This window comes from Allomuricauda ruestringensis DSM 13258, assembly GCF_000224085.1.
GTDB lineage: Bacteria > Bacteroidota > Bacteroidia > Flavobacteriales > Flavobacteriaceae > Flagellimonas > Flagellimonas ruestringensis.
Genome location: NC_015945.1, coordinates 1551979 through 1578682, shown reverse-complemented (window position 1 = coordinate 1578682; position 26704 = coordinate 1551979). Strand labels below are relative to the sequence as shown.

Here is a 26704-nt window from a genome sequence, read left to right as displayed (position 1 = left end):
AGAATCCTGAAGGATTAAATCCCAGTAGCTTAAAATGAATCTAAATAACTAGCTTTACGATGTTGAAAGCTTGTTAAAAACTCATCCATGCCGTAAATTTGTTGAAAAACCAGCACTAATGAGTGGAATGATAAAATCATCGCTTGCCCGAAAAGTGATAATGGCACTTTCGGGTCTTTTTTTGGTTGTTTTTCTTACACAACATTTTACCATTAATCTCGCTTCGGTAGTAGATCCCGAAACTTTTAATTCCTGGTCCCATTTTATGGGATACAACCCCTTGGTACAGTTTATCCTACAACCTATTTTGATTGCAGGCGTAATTGTACACTTTGTCATGGGCTTTGTTTTGGAAATCCAGAACAAAAAAGCAAGAGGCATAGGCTATGTAAAGTATAAGGGCAGCGCCAATGCTCCATGGGTGTCCCGCAATATGATCTATTCTGGATTGGTTATCCTTGCTTTTCTGGCATTGCACTTCTACGATTTTTGGGTGCACGAAATGGCCTATAAATATATTGAGGCCAACCCTGAGGACCCTACACGTTACTACGCAGAAACCGTAGAAAAGTTCGCTCCCTTTTGGAGAACCATCCTTTATGTGGTGGCATTCTTTCTACTGAGCCTTCACTTATGGCATGGGTTTGCTTCATCTTTCCAATCCATGGGCGTAAACAACAAGTACACTCCAGCCATCAAAACTTTCACAAAAATATTTTCGGTGGTCATTCCATTGGGCTTTGCTTTTATCGCCCTATATCACCACCTTAACCCAATAACACATTAAGTATGGGCATATTGGATTCCAAAATTCCATCTGGGCCGTTGGCCGACAAATGGACCAAGCATAAAAACGACATCAATCTGGTTAATCCTGCCAACAAAAGGAACATCGACATCATTGTTGTAGGTACAGGACTTGCAGGTGGTGCCGCTGCAGCCACTTTGGCCGAGTTGGGTTATAACGTAAAAACATTCTGCTATCAAGATTCACCACGTAGGGCGCACTCCATTGCAGCCCAAGGGGGAATCAACGCAGCAAAGAACTATCAAGGAGATGGCGATAGTAATTACCGTCTTTTCTACGACACTATAAAAGGTGGGGATTACCGCTCCCGAGAAGGTAATGTATACCGTTTGGCCGAGGTCTCTGGAAACATTATCGACCAGTGTGTGGCACAAGGGGTTCCCTTTGCCCGTGAGTATGGGGGAATGTTGGACAACCGTTCTTTTGGAGGGGTACTTGTATCGAGAACTTTTTATGCCAAAGGACAAACCGGACAGCAATTGTTGCTCGGTGCCTATTCTGCCATGAACCGCCAGATAAACCGTGGTAAGATACAGGCCTTTAACCGTCACGAAATGATGGATTTGGTATTGGTAGACGGTAAGGCTCGTGGAATAATCGCCAGAAACTTGGTGACCGGAGAAATTGAAAGACATAGTGCACACGCGGTAGTTCTGGCTACTGGAGGGTACGGAAATGTGTTCTTCCTTTCCACCAACGCCATGGGAAGTAACGTAATGGCTGCATGGAGAGCACACCGTAAGGGAGCTTTCTTTGCCAACCCATGTTTTACACAGATTCACCCAACCTGTATTCCTGTTTCAGGGGACCATCAATCCAAATTGACATTGATGTCCGAATCACTTCGAAACGATGGTCGAATTTGGGTCCCCAAGAAAAAAGAAGATGCGATCGCAGTCCGCGAAGGCAAGTTGAAACCAACGGAGATTGCTGAAGAAGACAGAGATTATTATTTGGAAAGAAGGTATCCTGCCTTCGGTAACCTTGTTCCCCGTGATGTGGCTTCGAGAGCTGCCAAGGAACGTTGCGATGCAGGATTTGGAGTAAACAAAACTGGAGAAGCGGTATTCTTGGATTTCGCATCCGCCATCAAGCGTTACGGAAAAGAAAAGGCATTGACCTCTGGACTTAAGAACCCAGATGAGGCAACCATCATAAAACTGGGTGAAGAGGTTGTTGAGGCTAAATATGGTAACCTTTTCCAGATGTACGAAAAAATCGTAGATCAGAATCCATACAAAACCCCGATGATGATTTATCCTGCGGTACACTACACCATGGGAGGGCTTTGGGTAGATTATAACTTGCAGACCACAATCCCTGGTTGCTACGCAGCCGGAGAGGCCAACTTTAGCGACCACGGTGCCAACCGATTGGGTGCTTCGGCCTTGATGCAAGGTTTGGCAGATGGATATTTTGTACTGCCATATACGATTGGCGACTATCTATCACATGATATTAGAACGGGGGCCATTCCAACTGATACTAAAGAATTTGACGAAGCCGAACAACAGGTTCGCGATAGAATGGAGAAGTTGATGGGTGGTTATGGAATCCATTCCGTGGACTACTATCACAAAAAACTGGGCAAGATTATGTGGAACAAATGTGGTATGGCCCGAAACGAAAAGGAACTGAAAGAAGCCATCAAGGAGATTTCAGCACTAAGGAAAGATTTCTGGGAGAACGTAAAAATTCCCGGAAGCATCGATTCTAAAAACCAAGAACTGGAAAAAGCTGGGCGCGTTGCCGATTTCTTGGAACTGGGCGAGCTTTTCGCGAAAGATGCATTGCACAGAAACGAATCTTGTGGCGGACACTTCCGAGAAGAGTACCAAACCGAAGAGGGTGAAGCGCTACGTGATGACGAGAACTTTAAATATGTGGCCGCTTGGGAATATAAAGGCGAGCCCAAAGATGCCGAATTGCACAAAGAGGATTTGGTATACGAAAACATTGAACTGAAGACAAGATCATATAAATAATTATTGTGTTATTGGTTATTAAGTTATTGGATAAAGAACAGCAGTAGAATTATTAGTGGGAAGTTTTAAATCTTTTGAAGAGTTAGCTTGCTGGAAAGAATCGAGAATTCTTCGAAATTATGTTAAAGATGAAATTATCCCACAATTGCCAAATTCTGAAAAGTTTGGACTTATCAGCCAAATAAGGCGTTCATCCCGCTCAATTGGAAACAATATTGCAGAAGGATTTGGGAGGTTCAACTATCAGGAAAACATTCAATTCTGCAGGATGGCAAGAGGTTCGTTGAATGAAACTTTGGATCATGTAATAATAGCATTGGATGAAAACTATATTGCAGAGGAAAAACTTAATAACTTTAGAGAGTTGCACAATAAAACATTGAAAATATTAAACGGTTATATCAAATATTTAAAGGATGCTAAACTAAAAGAAGGTTTACACCAATAACCGATTAACTTAATAACTAGCGAAGCAATGAAGCTACATTTAAAAATATGGCGTCAAAAGGACGCATCCTCACCTGGGAAAATAGTTGATTATACCCTTGACGGTGTAGAAGGAGATATGTCTTTCCTGGAGATGCTGGACATCTTGAATGAAGAATTGGTCTCCAAAGGAGAAGAGCCTGTTGAGTTCGATCACGATTGTAGGGAAGGTATCTGCGGAACCTGTTCCTTGCAAATCAATGGAGAGCCCCACGGTCCAGACCGATTGGTAACCACTTGCCAATTGCACATGCGAAAGTTCAACGATGGGGATACCATTGTAATTGAGCCTTTCCGTGCCAAAGCATTTCCTGTAATCAAGGATCTGATCGTGGATCGGAGTTCGTTTGAGAGAATCCAACAAGCTGGTGGTTATATCTCTGTGAACACTTCGGGGAACACTGTGGACGCCAATGCCATTCCCATTAACAAATACGATGCAGACGAAGCCATGGATGCCGCTACCTGTATTGGTTGTGGTGCTTGTGTGGCCGCTTGCAAAAATGCAAGTGCCATGTTGTTCACCTCTGCCAAAGTTTCCCAGTTTGCCTTGTTGCCGCAAGGAAGAATCGAAGCTACAGAACGTGTTCAAAATATGGTCCGTCAAATGGACTTGGAAGGTTTTGGCAATTGTACCAACACGGGAGCATGTGAAGTGGAGTGCCCTAAAGGTATTTCCTTAACCAACATTGCCCGTATGAACCGCGAGTACTTATCCGCTACTTTAAAGGGATAAATCTCATAATATTTCAACATACAAAACCCAAATTCCAATAGGAGTTTGGGTTTTTTCTTTGTGGAAAAAATCTAAGTAGTGCCAACTCGGACGCCCATGACTTTAGCTCTCTTTCTACCTCTGGATTCCGTTTAAGGTGACATATTAGTGAATATCAGTAGGGTTTGTGTCAAAATCACTTGCTTTGTGCAAGTTAGATTCTTCATTCGCTCTGCTCTCTTAGAATGACGATCAATCCAAAAATCGAACAATGAGTTATTCATTCTTTGCTGGACTAAGTATCTTTTATGATAAAGTAAGTGGAATTTTTGATTGCCCGCCTGCCACCTTAAGGTAGGAATTTCACAAAACATCTACAATACCTTTCTAAAGAGTCAATGTAAATGAAGTTCTTGAACTTGATTTTTGCACTTGCACTTTATTTGGCTCGATAATTGCTTAAATTTAAGGCTAAATCAAGCGAGCTTGTTAAGAAAGTTTTCCTTAAGGTCACGCATATTTGTTGCCATGATTACCTTGGTAGTACTCGCTTCTGTCTTGATTGCCGGGGTTACGGTTTATCAATACAAGGAACAAGGCAACGACTATCACAACGAAAGGTTGGAGCGAAAGGAAGAGCAGCTCATAAAAAGCATCGATTATGTCCTAAAGGAAACGACATATCCCATAACCACGGAGAATCTCCACCTTATATTCAGCGAGGAGATTTATGAGATAGCCAACATCCAAAATGTAAATTTCAACATTTACGATCTCGAGGGCAATTTGATCAAAAGCTCTCGTCCTACTTTTGAATCCAATTCAATCGCTACATGTCTCGACCCCGAAGTACTCAATTTTTTAAGGGAAAGTGGGGAGCCACGGTTTGTGGAAGAAAAAAGGACGGCCGGAGATAATTATCAATCCACCTACACCTACATTTACGACCTCAGGTTCAAACCCATCGGTATACTGAACCTTCCTTATTTTGAAGACAACACCTTCAATAATATGGAATTGAGGGAATTTCTCTTTAGGTTGGGCATGGTGTATCTTTTAATGCTGATCATCGCCATTATTTTGGCATATTTCATTTCTAAATACATTACAAGGTCGCTACAGACCATATCGGACAAAATCAACAGAACCAACTTGACCCATCAAAACGAAAAAATATATTTGGAAAGTCCTGGAGAGGAAATTGGCAAATTAGTGGATTCGTACAACCGAATGATCGATGAGTTGGAGGAAAGTGCCGTAAAACTGGCTAGAAGTGAACGAGAACAGGCGTGGCGTGAAATGGCCAAACAGGTAGCCCATGAAATCAAGAATCCTCTCACTCCTTTACGGCTAACTGTGCAGAGTTTTGAGCGCAAATTCGACCCAAATGATCCTGATATTCAGAAAAAGGTCAAAGAGTTTTCCAAAACCTTGATACAACAAATAGACACGATGAGCAATATAGCCACAGCATTTTCCAGTTTTGCCGATATGCCCGCTCAGCAGAACGAGACTTTGAATGTGGTTAAGGTGGTAAAATTGGCTATGGAGATTTTTAATGAGGACTACATTCATTTTATAGCTGACGAAGAAGAAATTGTGGCCAAGCTGGATCGTACCCAGTTAATAAGGGTAATCACCAATCTGGTGAAGAATGCCATTCAAGCAGTGCCCGATGTAGACTCCCCGAGAATCTTGGTAACAGTGGCCTCCGTAGGCGATCGTGTTAAAATTTCGATTGCAGACAACGGCCTTGGAATAGCGGACGAGCACAAACACCAAATTTTTGAGCCTAAGTTTACTACCAAGTCCAGTGGAACGGGTCTGGGGCTGGGTATGGTAAAGAACATTGTGGAAAACTATGGCGGAACCATTAACTTTACTTCTAAAGTTGGAAAAGGGACCGTTTTTACCATTGAGTTTCCAAAAGAACATAAATAATAATGGCGGACATTGTATAGCCCGTCTCAAACATCAGTATACATGGATTTCGAAAACATTTACATTGAAGAAGATAACAATTTGGCCACCATAACCATAAACAGACCAAAAAAGCTAAATGCCCTGAACAAAAGAACAATTGAAGAGTTACACGTGGCCTTTAAGGAACTGGACGAGGATAGGGACATAAAAGTGATCATTATCACAGGAAGTGGAGAGAAAGCCTTTGTTGCCGGTGCCGATATTTCCGAATTTGCCAATTTCTCGGTAAAAGAGGGTCGTCAGTTGGCAGCAGTTGGGCAGCAACATCTGTTCGATTTTGTAGCAAATCTTTCCACTCCCGTTATTGCTGCCATCAATGGTTTTGCCCTGGGAGGAGGTCTGGAACTTGCCATGGCATGTCATTTTAGAGTGGCCAGTAGCAATGCAAGAATGGGCTTGCCCGAAGTATCGTTGGGAGTAATTCCCGGTTATGGCGGAACCCAACGCTTGCCCCAGTTGGTAGGAAAGGGAAGGGCCATGGAAATGATCATGACCGCAGGAATGATCGATTCCGACAAAGCATTTGGATATGGGTTGGTGAACCATGTCGTTTCTTCTGAAGAATTGTTGCCATTTTGTATGAAAATTGCGAGCAGGATATCGAATAATTCCAGTGTCGCCATAAAACATGCAATAAAAGCGATAAATGCTGGTTTTAAATATGACGCTGATGGCTATTCGGTGGAAATTGATGCCTTTGGCAATTGCTTTGGAACAGACGACTTTAAAGAAGGAACTTCCGCATTTTTGGACAAACGCAAGGCAGATTTCCCCGGATCGTGACCATTGGCCTAACCAAGCCAGATCATGAAAAAATACCTACTTCCATTATTTTGCTTTGTATTGACAGGTATGGCCGTCAATGCCCAAAAAATGCCCGTTTCCTACGATTTTGGGGAAAAATACCGCGACAGACACCGCTATTCCAATCTCGTTACGCTTGAAGAGGACGACTCTGGGGGCTATGTTTTGGTACGTGCCTACTATCAGGGATTGGTACTCAAACCCAAAGGGTATCTTATTGAAAAATACAATAGTGAGCTCGAACTGGTGTCCGAGTACAATTATAAGCTCAAGGGGTTGGATTTTGTGGACGGATTCCTCAAAAATGGTCAGTTGAACCTTTTGTTCCTAAATTATAATCCCAATAAAGGGGAATATGAATATTGGGTACATACCAGCCCTATAATCGACTTTAATTTTAAACCAAAAAAGTTACTTTCAATAGCTTCAGAAGAAGTTAAGGATCCTGTGGGCAAAAATTATTACAACCGCGATTTTGCAAAAGGATTCACCACGGCCATACTTTTTAATGAAGACAAATCGGGGTTCGTCATAAGTACACATCATAAAAGAGGGAAGAGCAACAAGCATATGATTCATTTGTTCGATACCGCTCTGAACAAAAAGTTTGAATATGATTTTTCCAATGAGATTGAGGAAAAGAACTATGCTTTTGAGAATGTGGCCATCTCCCGGGACATGCAAACGGCATATATAGTGGGCAAGGCCTATTATAAAAAGAGACGATTTCGGGTAGATGAGCGAAAGTATCATTATGAGTTGATCAGTGTGTCGCAAAACGACAGTAAGACCCAACCTTTTGTAGATCCTGGCAAGTATCCCGAGGGACTCTACCCTATCATCACAAAAAACAGACTGGTCTGTGTTGGGTTTTATTCAGATAGGAGAGATAATCGCTACAATGGCATAGCCTATTTTGATGTAGACCCTGGAACATTGGATATCCAAGTCCAAAAATACAATCCCTTTTCACAGCAGTTTATGGACGATAAATTTGGACGGGCAGGGGACCATGATATCAAAAACCTGGTATTTAAAGGAGTTGAGATAACCGATGACCAAGATATCTTGTTCAATGCGGAAGAATATTTTGTCACTTCAGGTTTAGAGGTTACTGGAGCCGGACAACGTGTAAAGATTGAGCGTTATCACTATAATGACATTGTCAGCGTTAAATTAGGGGCCAATGGCGATATGAAATGGGCCAGAAATATCAACAAGACCGAAGTTACCCAAGGCGATGGAGCCTATGCCTCCTACAGTTCTTACTGCAAAAATGGTAAAACGTATTTTTTTATCTGTACTTCTTCGGAGCACCCACAACTCATAAACAACGAGCGATTGATTTTTAAACAAGGGTTTAGTAGAAATCGTAACGTTTTCCTGATTTCTTTGGATGAAAACGGAGTTATGGATTATGAGAAAATCATCGATCAGCAAGAAGCCAGATTACCACTCATGGTCTCCAAACCACTTAAGGACGAAGAGGAGGGCAAAATGCTCTTCTACGCCAAGCAAGGAAGCAGAAAACAATTGGTAAAGGTCGATTTTAAATAAGAACCAAGACTCATCAACATCAAGTACAAGCTCAAGCATCAAATACAAAGAAAAGAGAGTCAAGAACCAAGACACAAGAGACAAGACTTTGTACATCGGACTAAGTTATTGGGTTATCCAGTTACTGCAATCTGCCTACTGACTACTGACTCCCGACTTCTGACAAGTTCAAGTTTCAAGTTCAAGAGTTATTGCTTACTGCAAATTGACTCCGACTTCGGACTCCCGACAAGCCCAAGCATCAAGAGCAAGAACATTTGTCCCCTTTATGGCTATCTGCCTGTCCGCACGGAATGACAACAGTGGTGAAACAAAAAAATCGAGAGAATCTGTGCAATTCGTGTCAAGCTTTACAGCGTTGAAAGGATTCTCTTTGCATTGTTTGGAATGTCGAGGGCAGTGATGTCATTTCGAAATGAGGAGTGCAACGACGATTGAGAAATCTATTCGATGTTGATACTTCAGATTTCTCACACTCCACCCAATCAAGATCGGGTTCCCGTTCGAAAATGACGGAGGGTCTTAATGCTAATTCGTGGAACTAGTGTCAATCCTTTTATTATTTAATTAAGAAAGAAAAAACTTACAATTTAGTTTTTCTATCAATTCATTTGCACCATCCGTCAAACCAAATTGGTCATAGGTTAGTTAGGTACTAAAACACCCATTTTTACAACATACTTTTGGTTTCATATAACCCTAATTAAAAACAAAATTTTTATGAAATCAATTAGATTATTTAGTATGGCCGTGCTTGGCATGGCAATGGTTTTGGTCTCTTGCTCCGGTGAAGATGGAGAACAAGGACTACAAGGAAAAGAAGGACCTCAAGGTCCCCAAGGCGAACAAGGGGATCAGGGTGAACCTGGACAAGATGGAGAGAACCGACCAAACGTAGACTTCTACTTTCAAAATGGATTTGATGGATATGAAGGAACTCAAGATGTACAAATTAGTTTTAACTCTGGTTCGACAAATAATGAAACACTTAATCTTATAGAAGATCTTGATGCAGATAACCATAGGTATGTTCTAATGAGATTCGATGGAATTTCGGATTATATCAATAGTGAATTTGGATCTGATCATACTAATTGTGGAGAAGACTATATTGTTACCCAAGCAATATTATATTTATATAGTACTGGAACAGTTGCAGCAGGTGGATTTAATCAAGGCTATATCCATCATGGGTTTTATGGCCCCAACGATCCAATTTTTAATGAGGAAGATGCTACTTGGACACAAGCGAACGCCGTTGACTCTTGGTTTTTACCGGGGGCTAAAAGTGAACTTTTTGTTGGGCCATTTAATGGGTCGGATAACTACACGGCTGGATTAGGGACTATGGTTAATTCATCTCAAGATTTAGGATGGATGGCCTTGCCTTTACCGCAATCCGTGGTTACTGCTTGGATATGTGATAATATTGGAGAGCAAGGTGATGCAAACAAAGGAGTTCGATTGCGACTGTCTACTGAGGCTGTAAATGGTTTAAGCAGAATAGGTTTTTCTTCTAGTGAAGCTATTCAAACAGACCTTAGACCTGTTCTAGTTATTAAAACTAAGGAAATCAATAATGCTGGAAAAGGCGATATTGATTCTTCAAAACTAAAAAGTTGGGAAAATATGACAACAGAAGAAAGAATGGCTCCACTTTATGAATTCCTTTCTAAAAAATAGATAAAGAAGTATAATAAACATTTTAATTAAGGATATTCCCCCGTTGGGGCACCTGACCAAAACGGAGAAGCCGGGCGAAAGCTCGGCTTTTCTTATTCTGTGCTTGACATGGAATGACAACAGTGGTAAAGAATTCGGCAATTCCTGCCTAAAGGCGGCAGGCAGGCGTGTCAAACTTTATAGCGTTGAAGGGATTCTTTACCTTCCTTGAAATGTCAATAGAAGTGATGTCATTTCGAAATGACGGAGTGTCTTGATACAAATTCATGACATTTGTGCCAACCTCATTAATACTTATAAACCTATTGCTGGTGCAAGCGTCACGCTCGTTCCGATCATTTACAGCATTTTGTGTACTTGGCACGAAAGAGGCTCACTCTAGCGTGAAAGAGGGGAGAAATCCCGTCACCCTGAACTTGTTTCAGGGTCTCACTCCTATGGGATTCCGAAACAAGTCCGGAATGACGGCCTGACACAAATTTGCACGAATTAAGTTTGGAGTTATTGGATTGCTGTAAACTGCCACTGCCAACTGACTTCGTGCATCGTTCTTCGGACATCCGACTCCCGATAAGCTCAAGAACAATTGTACCCTTGATGGCTATCTGCCCATCCGCACGGAATGACAACCGTGGTGAAACAAAATAAATTCGAGGGAATCCGTGCAATTCCTGCCTAAAGGCGGCAGGCAGGCGTGTCAAACTTTATAGCGTTGAAGGGATTCTTCACCTTCCTTGAAATGTCAAGAGAAGTGATGTCATTTCGAAATGAGGAGTGCAACGACGATTGAGAAATCTATTTGATGCTGATACTTCAGATTTCTCACACCCAATCAAGATTGGGTTCCCATTCGAAATGACGGAGTGACATTTGTGTCAACCTCATTAATACTTATAAACCATCTAAATCTCTAGTAATCCATCAATCAAAATATCCAAACAAAGGAAATAATCCATATATTTGGAATAAATCCAAGACAATGCCGTCCAAAGAGTTTCTAAAAGGGAGAGGAGCACAGAAAAACACAAGCAATCGGTTTTTGCAACATGTGTATGAGATGCGGGAGGATTTTTTGGAATTCTGCCGTTTGGAAGGAGAGGAAGCTGAAAGCAACAAAACAAAGTACATTCCTATTTTTCCAAAAACGATTGTCAACAAAGTGGATAGCCCCGATGTGGGGATGGGATATTCCATGAACCCTTACCAGGGCTGCGAGCATGGTTGTATTTATTGTTATGCCAGAAACACCCACGAATATTGGGGCTATAGTGCAGGTTTGGATTTTGAACGACGAATATTGGTGAAAGAATCGGCACCAGAGCTTTTAGAAACCAAGATCAAGCATAAAAAATGGAAAGCACAGACCATTGTGCTGTCCGGCAATACGGATTGTTACCAACCCGCAGAGCAAAGGTTCGAGATTACACGTAAATGCCTTGAAGTTTTTTTAAAGTATCGCCACCCTGTGGGCATCATCACAAAAAATGCTTTGGTTCTTCGTGATTTGGACATTTTAAAAGAGCTGAACAAACACCAATTGGTCGGGGTCAATATCTCTGTTACATCATTATCGGAAAAGACGAGACGAAAATTGGAACCCAGAACGGCATCCATTCAAAAACGATTAAAGACCATTCAGGTGTTATCCGAGAACAATATACCCGTCAATGCTATGCTGGCACCCATGATCCCTGGAATAAATTCCCACGAGTTGTTGCCATTGGCCAAGGCCGTGGCCGACCATGGAGCCCTTTCCTTTGGGTTAACGGTAGTGCGGCTCAATGGGGCCATAGGTCAAATATTTTCGGACTGGATAAAAAAAGCAATGCCAGATAGGGCGGAAAAAGTTTTACATCAAATACAGGATTGCCATGGAGGAACATTAAATGATAGCCGATTTGGCACAAGAACAAAAGGAGAGGGTAAAATTGCGGAGCAAATACACGAAATGGCCCATTTGGCCAAGAAGCGATATTTTAAAGGCAAAACCTTTCCTCGGTTGAACATGGAGCTTCACAATCAATACAAAGATGGGCAGATGAGGTTGTTTTAACTACAATTTACCAATCAACTATTGAACAATTCTCAATAAATGTTCGTTCATTTAGAGCTGACATCCTGAGCGCCAGCCTTCCGCTGGAATACCATGAATTCAATAGGCGCCTTATGTTGAATTTTACCTGAATTTTGAGCTCACCCCTACTAAAAGACTCTTTATCAATATTTTATATGGACAATAAATGAGGTTTTTGATTTAAATAGTCATACCAAAATGGAGTCAAAGCAATTGAATGGTACTATACGATTCATAGGTTTTGCAAAGCATCACCTTAAAATGGTAGAAAGCAAAATCAATACCCCAACTTTTCACGAACCCGAAGCAAAACACTATCAGCTACTTTGCGAGCTTTTTCTGCACCAAAGGCCAAGGCTTCGTCCACCTCGTTTTTGTGGTTCATATAGTATTCGAATTTTTCGCGGGGTTCTTCAAACTTTTTTAAAATGAGTTCGTACAAGGCTTGTTTAGCATGTCCATAACCATAGTTTCCAGCTAAATAGTTGGCGCTCATTTCTTCGATTTGTGCAGTAGAGGCCAATAGCTTGTACAAAGCAAAAACATTGTCCTTGCTTGGGTCCTTGGGCTCTTCCATGGGCGTACTATCGGTAACAATGCCCATAATTTGCTTACGGAGTTTTTTGTCCGGTTGAAACAGGTTGATGAGGTTGCCACGGCTTTTGCTCATTTTTTCACCATCCGTACCAGGCACGTACATGGTTTGCTCGTGTACTTTGGCTTCGGGCATCACAAAGGTTTCGCCCATCTGGTTATGAAAGCGGGAGGCCACATCGCGGGTCATTTCCAAATGCTGGAGCTGGTCTTTCCCTACGGGAACAATATCAGCATCATACAATAAAATATCGGCTGCCATAAGCATGGGGTAGGTAAACAACCCTGCGTTCACATCTTCCAACCTATCGGCCTTGTCCTTAAAGGAATGTGCCAATGTTAATCGCTGGTACGGAAAAAAGCAGCTAAGGTACCAAGCCAATTCAGCTGTTTGTGGAATATCGCTCTGTCTGTAAAAAACAGTTTTTTCAATATCAAGGCCAAAGGCCAGCCAAGCTGCAGCTATGGCATAGGTGTTGTTTCGTAACAGCTCACCATCCTTAATTTGGGTAAGCGAGTGCATATCTGCAATAAAGAGAAAGGAGTCGTTTTTGGGATCCTCCGCCATTTCAATGGCAGGCGAAATTGCTCCCAAAATATTACCCAAGTGGGGTGTGCCTGTGCTTTGTATTCCGGTCAGAATTCGGGCCATGCTAAATTTTTGCCCGTAAAAGTAAGCATCCCGTACATATAAAAAAAGCGGCAGTACCCCTTAACGTAGAATTGATTTAATCAGGGTTTATTTCTTGAACAGCCCGGCAATGAAAAGAATCACTACGGCGCCAATAACCCCGGTGATGAGGTGGCCAATAATTCCCGACCCTATATGAACCCCAAGAGCACCAAAAAGCCAATTGCCCACAATACCACCAACAATTCCTAAAATAATATTCAAAAGAAGACCAAAGCCGCCCCCTTTCATGATTTTGCCCGCAAGCCATCCGGCCAGGGCACCGATCAATAAAGCATATAAAATACCCATATCCTAAATTTTAATGGTTAGTCTTATAAAGATATTCAAAAATTTTACTTTTGATGAATGCTTGGAATAATCAGAAATGCGGGACATGTAGTGTATAGGGTTTGGTTCTATATCTTGGTTACCGTTCCCATTCTATTATTTTTCCCGATTTTGCTCATTTTTACTATCTCCGAAAAAACCTACCCCCATTTTTTTTGGTTGGCACGGAATTTATGGGCCAGACCTATTTTGTACGGTATGGGCTGTTTTCCCAAGATTGTTCGCGAGCAGCGCATGGTGAGAGGAAAGAGCTATATGCTAGTGGCCAACCACACCAGTATGCTTGATATTATGCTGATGTTGGTGATTAGTAGAAACCCTTTTGTTTTTGTGGGCAAAAAGGAATTGGAGAGCATTCCCATTTTTGGATTTTTCTATAAACGGGTCTGCATAATGGTGGATAGGGAAAACGTTCGTAGTAGAACCAGGGTTTATCGTCGCGCCCAAAGAAGACTAGATCAAGGGCTGAGTATTTGTATTTTTCCGGAAGGGGGCGTGCCCGAGGAGGATATTGTTTTGGACAAGTTTAAGGATGGGGCGTTTAAAATGGCGATTGCCCATAAAATTCCTGTGGTACCCATGACTTTTTTGGATAATAAAAAACGCTTTTCATTTACCTTTTTTAGTGGCGGACCTGGACAAATCAGGGCTAAAGTGCACGAGTTTTTCGAGACTGGAATTTTGAGTGCGTCGGATACCTCTACTTTAAGGGAAGAGGTAAGAAATGTAATTTTGAAAGAACTGACCAAAAAGTAAAAATCCTATATCGGTATTTTTATAATCACCGTGGTGCCCAAAGGGCGATTATCTTCATCAAACTTATCTATTATTTGGATAGGATTCTGGGCAACCCCCAAGGATTCCAACCGTTGTTTTGTGACCTCCAATCCTCTTGATTTTTTTTCTTTTGGATATATGTGGGTCTTGTTTTTGGCCGATTGTCTGCCCACACCCGAATCATCTACTATACACCAGAGTTGTTGTTCTTTTGCCTTAAACTGGATAACGAGCTCCTTGGGCCCTTCCTTTTTGGGCAACAGACCATGGATCAGGGCATTTTCCACAAAGGGCTGCAAAACCATGGAGGGCACTTCAATTTCAGTTTCATCCAAATTTTCATCGACTTGAATGTTGTACGTGAAAGAATTGTTGAACCTAAGGGATTCCAGTTCCAAATAGTCTTTGAGCATTTCAATCTCTTCATCGAGAGGTATGTTGGCCACTATGGAACTCTCCAATACGTTACGCATCAATCTACTGAATTTGGTCAGGTATTTAAGAGCACTTGTATTCTTCTTGTCCAGTATAAGATGTTGGATGGAACCAAGTGCATTAAATATAAAATGTGGATTGATCTGTGCCCGTAGCGCCTTTATTTTGTTGATGAGTACTTCCTCGCGCAATCTATAGTTTTCCCTAAATTCCAGATAGGCCTTATAGTTTAATCCAAAAGCAAATATGATTACCTCAATGGAACATCCTATGATCAAGTACGGTAGACTGTTCATATAGAGCCCGTCGTTTGGGGCTGCCAAATAATAACGCGCCAAACCGCCAAGGCAGAGAACCATTGTTGCGGATAGGACAATATACATAAGTGTATCCCGGTATATCAAAAACAAGAACATACAGGCAAGCAATCCGTAAAGGTTGAGAGTTTTTTGGCTATGCCCCACAAGAAATGTAAGTCCATCAATATAGTTTAAGGAGTAAAAGATTCCCATTAGGATTATAATTGCGATATTGACTACAATCGCTGCCAAACAAGCATAATGGATGATGAGATAATCTTTTTTGGTGTTGAGATAGGCTATCAAAAAATAGCCATAAGCTATATTGGAAGAAAAAATAAAGCCTTGGGATGCCCAATGTTGTAACGGAGAATCATTAAGCACAAACTGAAAAAAACCGAAATACCTTCCGGTCAAATAGATGAAGAGCAAAAGTAAATATGTGGAATAATAAAGCAATTCCCGTTTTTGTTGAAACAGGTACATGGAAGTTGTGGAAAACCAGATGATAAGACAAATCCCTGCAAAAACCCCATAAAAAATTTGTTGGTGAAAATCATTGGGTGTACCGTACTTATCAGGCGATAGGGTACTGTAATTAAAATGCCAATTGGAAATATCTTCCTTAAAGGTAATGCGCTGGACCTTGAGCATTAAATAACGATCATTGATCAGGTCTTGGGTATTGAACTCGAGGTAAGAGTAGTAATTGGAACCCCTGATTCTTTTGGCAATGGGGTCTTTATCAAATTGTCCGATGGGCTTTTTGGCGATGCCACTTTTGCTTTTGTGGTAAAAGGCCCCGTAATCAAACGTGTTGTTTTTAAGGTAAAAGATAGCATCGGATTCCTTGGAAGCAATGCTGTTCTCAAAATCCAACCTAATCCAGTAAATGTCCTTTGGGTCTGTTTTTTGTTCAAATTGACGGGGAAGTTTAAATTCTTCGGTCTGGTTAAGGATATCTTTTACGGTCAAACTGGTATCCGATGTCTTGATCATTTTAAATGAAACCTCTTTTTCAAAAGTGGCTTCTTGGGCAAAACAGGGGTGCCATAACCAACAGACAAGCAAAATGGATAGGTTTCGTGTAAGTCTTAGCATAGGTTATATCAGATTGGGAAGTTTTAGGGAAATACTTCTTTTCTGGATGTCATTGTCAAAACTATGGGTAATTGTAGTGGTAATTTTAAAATCTTTTACAGCATTTAGAAGGTTGACTTGATCTTGCCACTGCAAAATGCTTTCGCGATAACCTGATTGATTGTTTGCGGATTTACCTGTCTGGAGCGATTGGTGAAGAACCTTGAGCGTTACAGTAGTGTCGGCAATTTTTAGCAGCACATTAAAATGTTGTCCCTTTTGTTGGTTGTACATGGCGCTTTCAATAATATTCTCAAAAAGCGTTTGCACTACAAGGGAAGGAATGGTCGCTTCTTCCATCTTTTTTGAGTTTTCATGGAGAGATATGTCATAATCGAACAAACCATCATAACGTAGCTTTTGAAGCTTCAGGTACGAATGGAGCATGTCTATCTCATCTTTTAAGTGAACCGTTTCCTGCCCCAATTGATTCAGGTAAAATCGGATGAGCTTGCTGAACATGGACAAATACTCCAAGGCCAGTCTTTTTTTCTCCGAGGTAATGAAATACTGGATGGAATTGAGCGAATTGAAAACAAAATGTGGATTTAATTGCGAACTCAGGCTTTTTAGCTTCAACTCGACCATCTCTTCTTTGATCTTTATCAAACGATCGTGTTCTTCCATCAGCGCTTCGTGGGTGCGAACGCTTCTAATTTTTATGCCACAGATGGCGGCAAAGGCCGAGAGCATCTTAAGATGATGGTCCGTAAAAAAGCCTTTTTCGGGATGCTCGCAATCAATAACGCCATAAACAATATCCTCGCAGGTAATGGGCACGCAAATTTCCGATAGTCTTGCCTCATCATCCTCAATATATCTAGGGTCTTTAGAGGCATCGTTAATAATTTCCGCTTGGGCCGTTTGGGCCACGTAACCCGATATTCCTTGGCCCATAGGAATTTTAACTGGGTTGTAAATGGTCTTGTCCTTTGGGTTTTTTGGGCCGTATGCGGCTTTTTGGATCAAGTACTCCTTGTTGTCATCTACAAGATAGATCACACAATCCACAAACCCCAACTGGCCAATACAGTTCTTGGCCACGTCCCAGAGAATATCATCTTCATTTTCCTTTCCCATAAGCGATTTTGAAAAGTAAATGAGGACATCTTCAAACTGATTATTTTTCACATTGTCAAAAGGTTGGTTAGTTTTTATAGGCCTGAAAGTAAGAAAAATATGTGAATGTTTTTGGCGCAAAAAAGCGCCCGTTTTAATGGGGCGCTTAATTGATTGCTTAAAGGAGCAATCTTCCTAACCAACTTCTTACAGATTAAAACTTAAAGCTGATACCGCTATAAACTCCAATGGAATAAGGTTTAAAATTGCCGGACACATTGGAAAAGGTGTTTAATTGATACTTGAATACAGGTTCAATATTAAACCTGACCTTGGGTGTAAATTTATAATTGAGGCCCATACCCACATTGGCGCTAAAGTTTAAAGCGTTTATGTTGTTCGCCTCGCCCATTTCGGTAACCAGTTCATTGGATTCCAACAAAACCGAATTGTCCACAAGGAAAAGCGAGCTTACACCTCCTATAAGATCAACGCCGAGCTTTTTGTCCAAAACGGCGTAATTTACTTCCAATGGAACCTCAATATAACCCAATTGCTGAACCATTTTGCCATCAAGGGAGGGTACTTCGCTGAATGCTATCTCTTTAGAATTGACCGCAGGGGCGTTCTTGGCATTTTCCCTACTTTGTACAATTATAGATTCAGAGTTTGGGTTATAATCAATATTTGCTATTCTATTGGCCGAGGCAGCTCGTAATGTTGAAGAGAAAACTACATCGTTGGTATTGTAGCCATAATTTACCCTGTGCACTCCCGAACGTATTTTTAATTTTTTGCCAACTTCATACGCTACCGTAAGACCATAGCTTAAATTAAATTTTCCCGATTTTGAGTTGGAGGAGAAGTCGGCTCCAACAGGAGAACCATCTCCAGCGGCATCAAAATATACAGGTGCCAAAGAAGGGCCAACGGACCATTTTCCCGTTTTGTTTTCTGCCACCGCTTCTTCTATTTCCTTTTGTTCTTCAATCGCATCGTAAATGGATTTTTTTTCAGCTTCCTCTTTTTCTTCTGTATGCTGTGCAACTTGATTGTTATCCCCATCTGTTTCAGTGGTTCGCCTTTGGCCTTCATCATCATTCATCGCAATGGCAGTGTTTTTTTCTGCGCCATCTTTTTCAGAAGAAATTGCTTCAGATTCGATCAAACCATTGTTTTTGGCCTGAGTCTTATCAGCTGAGTCATTCATTTTTGAATTGCTGGAAGCATCATTTTCGGCAATTGCTGAAACCTCATTTTCATGTAAGTCGTTATCGGTTGTTTGATGGTTTCTTTCCTCCAAGTTTTCACTATCGGAAGTATTTGCCAAACCATCCTCTCGCTTTTCTGAAGTAGTCACTGGACTATTAAAACCTTTATTGTTCTTTTCTTCTGAATTATCGGTTTCGTCTGGAATAGCAATGTTTTCCCTATCGGTAATGATATGTTCTTCTTTTGGTTCTTCGGCAAACGGATTGATTGCCAACAGCAGTATTGCCAAAACAGCGGCTGCACCCCCAAGGCCCCACCAAATTGGAACGACCCGTTTCTTTTGTTTCTTTTTGTCCAAAGAGGCTTCAATGGAGTTCCAGACTTTTTCGTCCGGAACTTCTTGAAAGTCTTGAAAACTTTCTTTGAACAATTGCTCTAAATTCTTTTTCCCCATCGTTAGTTCTATTTAAGCAATGTTTATTTTGGCTTTTTCTATTTTATCCCTCAAAATGGCCTTGGCCCTTGCCAAATTGGATTTTGAGGTTCCGGTGGATGTCCCCAACATCTCACTGATTTCTTTGTGACTGTGGCCGTCCAATACGTAAAGGTTGAACGTTAACCTATATTTATGTGGCAGCTCTTGTATATAACCCAATAAGGTGGAGAGGCTTATGTCTGCGCCCTCTGTTTCCACTTCTACCTCATCTTCTGTATTTTCCGAAACTACGTTGAGGTATTGGTCTTTTCTGTATTTCTGGAGTACCGTGTTTACGGTTATCCGTTTGATCCAACCTTCAAAAGATCCTTTAAAACTGAACTGGTCGACCTTGTCGAATATGGTCATAAAACTGTCGTGCAGATTGTCCTCCGCTTCCGTTTTGTTACGGGAATATTTGAGGCACATACCGAAAAGAATACCAGAGTATCTCCGGTATAGCTCGGCTTGGGCCTGTCGATTTCCCTTTTTACAGTTATGTATAAGTTCTTCAAGATCCAAATGTTGGTCAATTTTGGATTATTGATTGTTTAATTTGTTGGTTCCCCTTCTGCTACTGGGATTGTATATTCCAAATAGGTTGCATTACCATCGGCATCGTCACCTGCGTAAAACCGGAAGAGATAGTCTTTAGTGTAAATTACATTAAATTTTAACGTGGCCACAACTTCTTCCACGGCTTGGGTGCAGGCACGGTCCTCATCAGTTAAGACAGAACCGACCACAACAATATCACGACCCGTTTCCGCAGTATTTGTTACATCAAAACCTTCAAAAAAGGTGCAACCGTTGGGTCGTTGGTAGGTTACTTCAATGTCGTAGGTTTTCCCAAACTCAAATGATTCGGGCACATCGGCCTCAACTGTTTTTAAGGCAGTAAAGTAAAAATTGGGGGAATCATCATCCACCTCACAAGAGACGAACCATGAGCATGCCACAATCAAAATAAAGGGCACTAACACTTTTTTCATAATAAAATCCTTTTTATTCCCTAGATGTACAGTATACACAAGGGTTGCGTAGGATTTTCACAACCAAAAGTTAATATCCCCAAAAAAAGTAATAAAAAAACTATTCGCTTACTGCAGTAATGGCCTCTTTAATTTTTGCTTCCAATTCTTCGGATAGTTCTGGGTTGTCCATTAGAAGTGATTTTACGGCATCCCTTCCTTGACCCAATTTGGTGTCGCCATAGCTGAACCAAGAACCACTTTTCTTGACAATTTCGTAGGCAACTCCCAAATCAAGTATTTCTCCTATTTTGGAAATCCCTTCGCCGTACATAATGTCAAATTCGGCAGTTTTAAAAGGAGGGGCCACTTTGTTTTTCACCACTTTTACCCGGGTCTTGTTCCCTTGTACATCGCCATCAGTACTTTTAATTTGTGTAGAACGCCTAATGTCCAATCGTACAGATGCGTAAAATTTAAGGGCATTACCACCGGTGGTTGTTTCGGGGTTTCCGAACATTACCCCGATCTTTTCCCTCAATTGGTTAATAAAGATTACGGTGCATTTTGTTTTGCTGATGGTAGAAGTCAATTTTCTCAGTGCTTGAGACATCAATCGAGCGTGCAATCCCATTTTGGAATCTCCCATTTCACCCTCAATCTCGCTTTTTGGTGTAAGGGCCGCTACGGAATCCACAATTACAATATCAATAGCACCGGAGCGAATCAAGTTTTCTGTAATTTCCAAGGCTTGCTCTCCATGATCGGGTTGGGAGATGATCAAGTTGTCAATATCAACTCCTAACTTTTTGGCATAAAAGCGGTCAAAAGCATGTTCTGCATCAATAAAAGCGGCAATACCGCCAGCTTTTTGAGCTTCGGCAATGGCGTGTAGGGTCAACGTGGTTTTACCTGAAGATTCGGGGCCGTAAATTTCAATCACCCGTCCTCTTGGGTAACCCCCTACGCCGAGGGCAATATCCAATCCCAATGAGCCAGAAGGGATTACCTCCACATCTTCAACAACACTATCCCCCATTTTCATGACAGCACCTTTACCGTAGGTTTTGTCCAGTTTGTCCAATGTAAGTTTGAGGGCTTTTAATTTTGCTTCTTTCTCTTTGCTCATGGTAAAAACGATTAGGGAGGCTAAAATACCATTTCTTTCAACATGCTACAAAGGCCACGCAACCTTTTTAATAACATTACATCTTAATTGTACTAACTCATCTATATAGAGCTGGTTACAGCTCGCAATTGCTAGGAGGGAGAAAATTCAGCTATGAAAAGGAAGTAAAGGATTAAGAGGGCCCGTTAAAAGGCCCTTTTGATTTTATTTTCCCTTTAATTCTTATCTTTGCCCCACATTTTTAAGAACCATTCTTTAACTTAATCAGGTATAGCATGCAACTGTACAACACATTAAGTGCAAAAGAAAGGGAAGCCCTTATTGAGGAAGCTGGAAAAGAACGGCTTACCATCTCTTTCTATAAATATGCACACATAGGCAATCCCCAAATTTTAAGGAACCATCTTTTTTTGGCTTGGAACGATATGGAAGTTCTAGGTCGGATTTATGTGGCCCACGAAGGAATAAACGCTCAACTTTCGGTACCCGCGGAAAACTTCAATACTTTTAAGAAACATTTGGACAGCATTACATTTTTGGAAAATGTGAGGTTGAACATCGCCATTGAGCAGGACAACAAATCGTTTTTGAAATTAAAGGTGAAGGTCCGCAAAAAAATTGTGGCGGATGGGCTGAACGATAACACTTTTGATGTCACCAATAAAGGAATCCACGTAGGTGCGGAACAGTTCAACGAACTTATTGAAGACGAGAATACTGTTCTGGTAGATATGCGAAACCATTACGAAAGCGAGATAGGCCATTTTAAAAATGCCGTAACACCCGATGTGGACACTTTCCGTGACTCACTCGATATCATTGAACAAGACCTTGCCGAACACAAGGAAGACAAAAAACTGGTAATGTACTGCACCGGTGGTATCCGTTGCGAAAAGGCGAGCGCCTATTACAAGCACAAAGGCTTCAAAAATGTGTACCAACTGGAAGGAGGTATCATTGAATACACCCGCCAGGTCAGGGAAAAACAGTTGGAAAATAAGTTTTTGGGGAAAAACTTTGTTTTTGACCACAGGAGGGGAGAACGTATATCAAACGAAGTGATAGCGCATTGCCACCAATGTGGCAAGCCCTGTGATACGCATGTGAACTGTGCCAATGAAGCCTGCCATTTACTGTTTATCCAATGCGATGAATGTGCGGAAGCCATGAACAATTGCTGCTCTGTGGATTGCAAGGAAATACACGCATTGCCCTACGAGGAGCAAAAACGTTTGCGCAAAGGCAAGGGAGCCAGCAACAAAATATTCAAAAAAGGACGTTCTCCTGTGTTGAAATACAAGAAGTAGCATTTCACTACTGCAACAAATTGTACTATATTTACAATTAGTAATTTTTATGAACCCTATTGAGGTTGTTTAAACGGATAGGAAGGAATTTTATGTCATATCGAGCACAGTCATGATGAGTTTTAAATTTCTCAATGCTTGAAGGAGTTTGTGACTGTAATCCAGCTGACAACGTTTTATCGGCACCTCAATCAAGATATTAAATATGGCGTGTAGCAGTTGTTCAACCGGCAAGGATGGACAACCGCGTGGTTGCAAGAACAATGGTACTTGCGGCACTGATGGTTGTAACAAGCTAACAGTCTTTGACTGGCTTTCCAATATGTCGTTGCCCAACGGTCAAAAACCTTTTGATTGCGTTGAGGTACGTTTTAAAAATAGTAGAAAGGAATTTTTTAGGAATACGGAGAATCTCACATTGTCCATAGGTGATGTAGTGGCCACTCAGGCCAAATCAGGTCATGATGTTGGCGTGGTTACCCTTACCGGTGAATTGGTGCGGATACAGATGAAAAAGAAAAAGGTGGCACCTGATGATAAGACCATCCCTAAAATTTACAGAAAAGCCACCCAACGGGACATTGATATTTGGCAAAAATGTAGGGATAGGGAAGAAGAAATAAAGAAACGTTCCCGAGAAATAGCCATTTCGTTAAGGCTAGAAATGAAATTGAGCGACGTGGAATTCCAAGGAGACGGTTCCAAAGCTACGTTTTACTACACCGCGGAAGATCGAGTGGATTTTAGACAGTTGATCAAGGACATGGCCAAAGCCTTTGGTATTCGTATTGAAATGCGCCAAATCGGCTACCGACAAGAAGCCCAGCGCTTGGGAGGTATCGGTTCCTGTGGGCGTGAGCTTTGCTGTTCTACGTGGTTGACAGATTTCAGATCGGTCAGTACTGCATCTGCCCGTTACCAACAATTGGCCTTGAACCCTCAAAAATTGGCAGGTCAATGTGGCAAGCTCAAATGCTGCCTCAATTATGAGCTGGATATGTATCTGGAAGCACTCAAAAATTTTCCTCCCTCCGATTGTAAGCTCAAAACCCAAAAAGGGATAGCTTTTTGCCAAAAAGCGGATATTTTTAAAGAAACCCTATGGTTCTCCTACAAAGATGAACCCGCTACATGGCATACTTTGTCCAAAGACCAAGTGTTGGAAATTTTGGAGCTAAATAAGAAGAACGAAAAAATTGCAAGCCTAGAGGAGTATGCTGCCGATAATGTGGATGAGGAAAAAACTACGTTTGAAAATGTAGTAGGCCAAGATAGCCTTACCCGTTTTGATAGGCCCAAGAATAAAAAGCGAAGAAAGAAAAAACGTAGAAAACCAAAATCCAAAGCATCCAATGCGAAATAATTTTTTGTTTCTACTTGTTGCAGTCCTTGCCCTATCATCCTGCAATGAGTTGTTGGTTTACTCGGACTATAAACCCATCAAAGAAGGAAAATGGCAGATGAACCAAGGGGTGGACTTCCAATTTTCCGAACTGGATTCCACGGAAACATACAATATGTTCATCAACATCAGAAATGATGATACTTTTGCCTTTAGCAATTTATTTTTGATTACCGAATTAGAATATCCAAGCGGTAATACCGTTAAGGATACGTTGGAATACAAAATGGCAGAACCCAGTGGAGAATGGCTAGGGAAAGGAATGGGCAGTGTCAAGGAAAACAAACTTTGGTTCAAGGAAAACATCGATTTTCCCGATTCTGGCGTATATAAAGTGAATATTTCCCATGCCATGCGCAAAAATGGCGATGTGGAAGGCCTTCATATTTTAGAAGGAGTAACAGATGTTGGTTTGGAAATAGAAAAAGCACCCAAATTATAATGGCAAAGACTCGTCAAAAAAAACAGCAGCAAAATTTTTTTCCTTTCATTAAATGGTTTTGGATTTTATTTGGAGCAGGAGTACTTTCCGTTGTTCTAATCTTTCTATTGGCCTCTTGGGGAGCCCTTGGAGAAATGCCCACCTTTGAACGTTTGGAAAACCCAGAGACCAATTTGGCAACAGAATTCATCTCTTCGGATGGAGAAACATTGGGAAAACTCTATTTAGATGACAATAGAACTTGGGTAGATTATGAAACCCTGCCACAAAATGTAGTAAATGCCCTTGTGGCAACCGAGGACGCCCGATATTATGATCACTCCGGAATTGACGCCCGGGGATTTGCAAGGGCTTTGGCCTATTTGGGAACCAAAGGAGGGGCAAGTACCATTTCGCAACAGCTGGCACGCCAACTCTTCGTAGGGGTAAGATCTAGAAACCTATTTGAGGCAGTAACACAAAAAATCAAGGAATGGGTTATAGCTACCCGTTTGGAGCGTAACTACACAAAGGAGGAGATTATAGCCATGTACCTCAATATTTATGATTTTGGGTACAATGCTGACGGTATTCGTTCTGCATCTAGAATTTACTTTGGAAAAGAGCCCGCCGAACTTAGAACCGAAGAGTCCGCCGTATTGGTGGGTATGCTAAAAAACTCGTCCCTTTATAACCCCATACGCCGTGAAGAATTGGTTTTTAACAGACGTAACACCGTTCTCGGGCAAATGGCCAAATATGGATATATCTCTGAAAAGGAGAAGGACTCTTTGCAAAATAGAGAGATGAAAATCAACTTTAACCCAGAATCGCACAGAGAAGGGTTGGCCACCTATTTTAGGATGTACATGCAGCGTTATTTGAACAATTGGGTTCGTGAAAATCCAAAACCGGATGGTGAAAAATACAATATCTATTTGGATGGATTAAAGGTTTATACCACCATAGATTCCAGAATGCAACAAAATGCGGAAGAAGCAGTTCAAGAACACATGAAAAACCTACAAGCTGAGTTCTTTCACCAAAATACGCCCGACCGCAACCCTACAGCTCCATTTCTGGATTTGACAAGCGGGGCTATTGATACCATTATGGAACGCGCCATGAAACGATCGGCCAGATGGCGCCATCTTAAACGTGAAGGATTGGCTGAAAAGGACATTGAAGCAACTTTCCACAAGAAAACCGAAATGACCGTTTTTGATTGGAACAGCGATTCCTTTGAAAAAGATACTATAATGACACCAATGGACTCCATACGGTACTACAAAACATTTCTACGTACTGCAATGATGTCCATGGAACCCCAAACGGGACACGTAAAAGCTTGGGTGGGAGGTATAGATTACAAACATTTTCAATATGACAATGTAATTCAAGGATCAAGACAAGCGGGTTCATTGTTTAAACCTTTCGTGTATGCTGCGGCAATTGATCAATTACGTTACTCCCCTTGTTTCACCTTGCCAGACAACCTATATAGTATTGAGCCCGGGAAACATGGAAATATGGAGGCATGGACCCCTAAAAACTCTGATGGAACATATTCTGGAGAGGATATGACATTAAAGAGTGCACTGGCCAATTCCGTAAACACCATCACCGCGCAATTGATTGATAGGGTAGGCCCGGGTTCCGTGGCTTCCATAGCAAAAAGTATGGGTGTTACAAAGGATATTGCAGAAGTGCCGTCCATTGCTCTGGGCACGCCCGACGTTAGTGTATATGAAATGGTAGGAGCCTTTGGGACCTATGCCAACCAAGGGGTGTATGTAAAACCCGTAATGGTCACCCGTATCGAAGATAAAAACGGTACCGTGCTCTTTGAATACAAACCAGAAACAAAGGATGTACTGAGCAAAGATGTGGCCTATGCCATGATCAACCTTTTGGAAGGTGTTACTCAATATGGTTCGGGTGGGCGTCTAAGGCACACCTATGGCAAAAACCAAACTGTTTACAAGGAAATCATAACAGGATACCCTTATGAATTAACCAATCCTATTGCCGGTAAAACAGGTACTACACAAAATCAAAGCGATGGTTGGTTTATGGGGATGGTACCCAACTTGGTTACAGGCGTATGGGTAGGAGGTGAAGATAGGTCCATTCACTTTAATCGCTTATTATATGGACAGGGAGCATCTATGGCATTGCCAATATGGGCCCTTTATATGAAGAAAAACTACGCCAACGAAGAAATAGGCGTTTCCAAGGATGCTTTTGAGGCACCAGAAGAAATGTCGATCAATATAGATTGTTCCAAACAACAACAGGAAGAAGAGGAAGATATTGATACTGGAGACGATTTGGACGATTTGGATTTCTAGTCCAAACCCACTTTAA

At 41.4% G+C, this 26704-nt stretch carries 22 protein-coding genes; 14 read left to right on the top strand and 8 right to left on the bottom strand.

Annotated elements, in window-relative coordinates; translation table 11 throughout:
• The first annotated feature begins 118 nt into the window (after positions 1-118).
• The 9 genes from MURRU_RS07105 (at position 119) to MURRU_RS07065 (ending at position 12074) form a co-directional block, all read left to right on the top strand.
• A complete protein-coding gene (locus MURRU_RS07105) occupies positions 119-787 on the top strand; it encodes a succinate dehydrogenase cytochrome b subunit (RefSeq protein ID WP_014032768.1) in 669 nt (222 codons plus the stop codon).
• A gap of 2 nt (positions 788-789) precedes the next feature.
• Positions 790-2793 carry a fumarate reductase/succinate dehydrogenase flavoprotein subunit gene (locus tag MURRU_RS07100; RefSeq protein ID WP_014032767.1) on the top strand — a complete coding sequence of 668 codons (2004 nt, stop codon included), beginning with the start codon at positions 790-792 and terminating at the stop codon, positions 2791-2793.
• A gap of 55 nt (positions 2794-2848) precedes the next feature.
• A complete protein-coding gene (locus MURRU_RS07095; RefSeq protein WP_014032766.1) occupies positions 2849-3241 on the top strand; it encodes a four helix bundle protein in 393 nt (130 codons plus the stop codon).
• Between the two features lie 27 nt (positions 3242-3268).
• Positions 3269-4015 carry a succinate dehydrogenase/fumarate reductase iron-sulfur subunit gene (locus MURRU_RS07090; RefSeq protein ID WP_014032765.1) on the top strand — a complete coding sequence of 249 codons (747 nt, stop codon included), beginning with the start codon at positions 3269-3271 and terminating at the stop codon, positions 4013-4015.
• Between the two features lie 507 nt (positions 4016-4522).
• Positions 4523-5935 (top strand): HAMP domain-containing sensor histidine kinase, encoded by a 1413-nt coding sequence (locus MURRU_RS07085; RefSeq protein ID WP_014032764.1) that lies wholly within the window; start codon positions 4523-4525, stop codon positions 5933-5935.
• Between the two features lie 42 nt (positions 5936-5977).
• The gene (locus tag MURRU_RS07080; RefSeq protein WP_014032763.1) at positions 5978-6760 is read left to right on the top strand and encodes an enoyl-CoA hydratase/isomerase family protein; all 783 of its coding nucleotides are present in this window, start codon (positions 5978-5980) and stop codon (positions 6758-6760) included.
• Positions 6761-6784: 24 nt separating this feature from the next.
• Positions 6785-8338: a hypothetical protein gene (locus MURRU_RS07075; protein ID WP_014032762.1), complete on the top strand. Its 1554-nt coding sequence runs from the start codon at positions 6785-6787 to the stop codon at positions 8336-8338.
• Positions 8339-9058: 720 nt separating this feature from the next.
• Positions 9059-10021 (top strand): collagen-like protein, encoded by a 963-nt coding sequence (locus MURRU_RS17920; RefSeq protein ID WP_014032761.1) that lies wholly within the window; start codon positions 9059-9061, stop codon positions 10019-10021.
• Positions 10022-11000: 979 nt separating this feature from the next.
• Positions 11001-12074, top strand: coding sequence for a PA0069 family radical SAM protein (locus MURRU_RS07065; protein WP_014032760.1), 1074 nt, complete (start codon positions 11001-11003; stop codon positions 12072-12074).
• Between the two features lie 298 nt (positions 12075-12372).
• On the opposite strand, the gene trpS is transcribed toward MURRU_RS07065, so the two are convergent.
• Both trpS and MURRU_RS07055 read right to left on the bottom strand, forming a co-directional pair.
• A complete protein-coding gene (gene trpS, locus MURRU_RS07060; RefSeq protein WP_014032759.1) occupies positions 12373-13341 on the bottom strand; it encodes a tryptophan--tRNA ligase in 969 nt (322 codons plus the stop codon).
• 87 nt (positions 13342-13428) lie between these two features.
• Entirely contained in the window at positions 13429-13671 is a 243-nt protein-coding gene (locus MURRU_RS07055) for a GlsB/YeaQ/YmgE family stress response membrane protein (RefSeq protein WP_014032758.1), read from the bottom strand.
• 57 nt (positions 13672-13728) lie between these two features.
• On the opposite strand from MURRU_RS07055, the gene MURRU_RS07050 reads away from it, so the two are divergent.
• Positions 13729-14466 carry a lysophospholipid acyltransferase family protein gene (locus MURRU_RS07050; RefSeq protein WP_014032757.1) on the top strand — a complete coding sequence of 246 codons (738 nt, stop codon included), beginning with the start codon at positions 13729-13731 and terminating at the stop codon, positions 14464-14466.
• Between the two features lie 5 nt (positions 14467-14471).
• Here the strand turns inward: MURRU_RS07050 and MURRU_RS07045 are convergent, their stop codons facing one another.
• The 6 genes from MURRU_RS07045 to recA form a co-directional block, all read right to left on the bottom strand.
• Complete coding sequence (locus tag MURRU_RS07045; RefSeq protein ID WP_014032756.1) at positions 14472-16322, bottom strand: sensor histidine kinase; 1851 nt, start codon at positions 16320-16322, stop codon at positions 14472-14474.
• Positions 16323-16325: 3 nt separating this feature from the next.
• The gene (locus tag MURRU_RS07040; RefSeq protein ID WP_245545071.1) at positions 16326-17492 is read right to left on the bottom strand and encodes a histidine kinase; all 1167 of its coding nucleotides are present in this window, start codon (positions 17490-17492) and stop codon (positions 16326-16328) included.
• Between the two features lie 142 nt (positions 17493-17634).
• A complete protein-coding gene (locus tag MURRU_RS07035) occupies positions 17635-19086 on the bottom strand; it encodes an outer membrane beta-barrel protein (protein WP_014032754.1) in 1452 nt (483 codons plus the stop codon).
• Positions 19087-19098: 12 nt separating this feature from the next.
• On the bottom strand, positions 19099-19629 hold the full coding sequence (locus MURRU_RS07030) for an RNA polymerase sigma factor (RefSeq protein WP_014032753.1): 531 nt from the start codon (positions 19627-19629) through the stop codon (positions 19099-19101).
• A 29-nt stretch (positions 19630-19658) separates the two neighbouring features.
• Positions 19659-20099 (bottom strand): hypothetical protein, encoded by a 441-nt coding sequence (locus MURRU_RS07025; RefSeq protein ID WP_014032752.1) that lies wholly within the window; start codon positions 20097-20099, stop codon positions 19659-19661.
• Positions 20100-20199: 100 nt separating this feature from the next.
• The gene (gene recA / locus MURRU_RS07020) at positions 20200-21207 is read right to left on the bottom strand and encodes a recombinase RecA (RefSeq protein WP_014032751.1); all 1008 of its coding nucleotides are present in this window, start codon (positions 21205-21207) and stop codon (positions 20200-20202) included.
• Between the two features lie 275 nt (positions 21208-21482).
• Here recA and trhO point away from each other — a divergent pair, with 275 nt between their 5' ends.
• The 4 genes from trhO to MURRU_RS07000 all read left to right on the top strand — a co-directional run bounded on the left by trhO (position 21483) and on the right by MURRU_RS07000 (position 26688).
• On the top strand, positions 21483-22514 hold the full coding sequence (gene trhO / locus MURRU_RS07015) for an oxygen-dependent tRNA uridine(34) hydroxylase TrhO (RefSeq protein WP_014032750.1): 1032 nt from the start codon (positions 21483-21485) through the stop codon (positions 22512-22514).
• A 205-nt stretch (positions 22515-22719) separates the two neighbouring features.
• Positions 22720-23877: a PSP1 domain-containing protein gene (locus MURRU_RS07010; RefSeq protein ID WP_014032749.1), complete on the top strand. Its 1158-nt coding sequence runs from the start codon at positions 22720-22722 to the stop codon at positions 23875-23877.
• The gene (locus MURRU_RS07005) at positions 23867-24358 is read left to right on the top strand and encodes a gliding motility lipoprotein GldH (RefSeq protein ID WP_014032748.1); all 492 of its coding nucleotides are present in this window, start codon (positions 23867-23869) and stop codon (positions 24356-24358) included. The genes MURRU_RS07010 and MURRU_RS07005 overlap by 11 nt, the downstream gene beginning before the upstream one ends.
• On the top strand, positions 24358-26688 hold the full coding sequence (locus tag MURRU_RS07000) for a penicillin-binding protein 1A (RefSeq protein WP_014032747.1): 2331 nt from the start codon (positions 24358-24360) through the stop codon (positions 26686-26688). Before MURRU_RS07005 ends, MURRU_RS07000 begins: the two co-directional genes overlap by 1 nt.
• Positions 26689-26704: the final 16 nt, after the last annotated feature.